At 37.9% G+C, this 2,203-nt stretch carries 2 protein-coding genes and 1 tRNA gene; all 3 read left to right on the top strand.

Features of this window, described 5'->3' with window-relative positions:
* Positions 1-357 precede the first annotated feature (357 nt).
* Positions 358-1,170 carry a 4-hydroxy-tetrahydrodipicolinate reductase gene (dapB, locus tag ACFIK4_RS09140; protein WP_375613493.1) on the top strand — a complete coding sequence of 271 codons (813 nt, stop codon included), beginning with the start codon at positions 358-360 and terminating at the stop codon, positions 1,168-1,170.
* A gap of 28 nt (positions 1,171-1,198) precedes the next feature.
* Positions 1,199-1,819 (top strand): 2,3-bisphosphoglycerate-dependent phosphoglycerate mutase, encoded by a 621-nt coding sequence (locus ACFIK4_RS09135; RefSeq protein WP_375675799.1) that lies wholly within the window; start codon positions 1,199-1,201, stop codon positions 1,817-1,819.
* Between the two features lie 114 nt (positions 1,820-1,933).
* Positions 1,934-2,018, top strand: a tRNA-Leu gene (locus tag ACFIK4_RS09130).
* The last annotated feature ends 185 nt before the right edge of the window (positions 2,019-2,203 follow it).

Below are 2,203 nucleotides of genomic sequence, written 5' to 3'. Positions count from 1 at the left end.
TTATAATATTTGCATCATGATTTGCTTTTTACAGTCTATTCATCCATGGCAATCTTATATAAAAAATGGTCAAATGAATCATGCATAAAAAGATGGATTCTTGAGTGGATTCATATAAAATAATTTCACACAACCTATTGACTTTATTGTGTTTTTTAGTATTATATCTTGAATGACCGAAAAACATCTCTATTTAAATTTGTAGATCTTATATCACTTGCTCTAAACAACAGTATTTTACAGCACAACAAGATAAATTAAAGCAGGAAAAAAATTTTTCTATAAAGAAAAAGAACCATTGGAAAGAAGGCAAGAATTTGCCTATACTGCACAGTAAAGTATTATAAGGAGATAAAAATGCGCCTTACAGTTGTTGGTGCAAATGGAAGAATGGGACGTGAACTCATTACAACAATCCAGCAGAGGAGAGATGTAGAACTTTGTGCTGTTCTTGTACGCAAAGGCTCACCGTTTGTAGGAAAAGATGCCAGTGCCTTAATTGGTTCAGATTCTCTTGGGATTGGTATCACTGACGATCCCGAAAATGCCTTTTCTAATACAGAAGGTATTTTAGATTTTTCACAACCAGAAGCCAGTATTCTTTATGCTAACTACGCTGCTCAAAAAAGCCTTGTCCATATTATTGGCACCACAGGATTTAGCAAAACAGAAGAAGAAAAAATTGCAGATTTTGCGAAATATACAACAATTGTCAAATCCGGAAATATGAGCCTTGGAATAAATCTTTTAGCCAACCTTGTAAAGAAAGCCGCTAAAGCATTAGAAGCTGATGATTTTGATATCGAAGTTTATGAAATGCATCACGCTAACAAAGTTGACGCCCCTTCTGGAACAGCCCTTCTTCTTGGCCAAGCAGCAGCTGAAGGGCGCAATGTTATGCTTAAAAATGTGCGTGTCAACGAACGCAATGGTCATATAGGTAAACGCAAAAAAGGCACCATTGGCTTTTCCTGTTCACGTGGTGGGACAGTTGTTGGAGAACACAGTGTCATTTTTGCCGGCTCCAATGAGCGCATTGTTCTTTCACATACAGCGCAAGAACGCTCTATCTTTGCCAATGGCGCATTAAAAGCAGCTTTATGGGCACAAAATCATGAAAGCGGTCTTTATTCAATGTTCGATGTTTTGGGATTGAACAATGAATTTTAAACAATCAATAGAATAGAGGCAATTCATAATGGGACGCATACTTACACTAATTCGTCATGGACAAAGTGAATGGAATCTCAAAAACCTTTTTACCGGTTGGAAAGATCCTGATTTAACAGAAAAAGGTCATGCCGAAGCGATAGCAGCAGGAAAAAAACTGAAAGAATATGGTTTGAAGTTTGATATCGCTTATACATCAGCCTTACAGCGTGCTCAAAAAACCGCTCAGCACATTTTAGAGCAAATGGGACAATCAGATTTAGAAGTGATAAAAAATCCCGCATTAAATGAACGTAATTATGGTGATCTTTCTGGTTTAAATAAAGATGAAGTACGCCAACAATGGGGGCAAGAGCGAGTGCAAATGTGGCGCCGCTCCTATATAATTGCACCTCCGAATGGAGAAAGCCTACGCGACACCGGTGCGCGCATCTGGCCTTATTATCTTTACCATATCCAGCCTCATATTTTGCGCTCCCAAACTGTTTTGATCGCAGCACATGGAAATTCTCTTCGTGCTCTTATTATGGCGCTTGAAGGTCTCTCCGGTGAGGAAATTATATCTCAAGAATTAGCGACCGGCATTCCTATTATTTACACATTTAATCCGGATTCAACAATTTTATCAAAGACAGTCCTCACACCTTAAACTTCTAAAATCATGATCTCTCTCAAAAGTTCAATGCTATCGTTTTAAGCTGAAAAAATAAATTCTATAATTTTATTGACAGAGTTGCTTCATGCGCTTAGATGAATTTTATAAGCCCAGATGGCGGAATTGGTAGACGCGCAGGTTTCAGGTACCTGTGCCGTAAGGCGTGGAGGTTCGAGTCCTCTTTTGGGCACCATACTCTTTTTTATCCAAAATAATTTATTGATTTTCCATATATTTTTTACAGTGAGGGACGCGTAAATAAAAGTGAGGGAATAGGATTTTGCAACACGTCTCTCTAATTATTACGAATCAAGAGTTCTTTTCGGGGTGGTTTTTTAGCAAAACCAGAGGTCCAAAGGGTCTCTAATTCTAAAAAGT

This window comes from Bartonella sp. AP9QHHD (assembly GCF_042195625.1).
Taxonomy (GTDB): Bacteria; Pseudomonadota; Alphaproteobacteria; order Rhizobiales; family Rhizobiaceae; genus Bartonella.
This window is presented reverse-complemented; position numbering and strand designations above follow the sequence as displayed.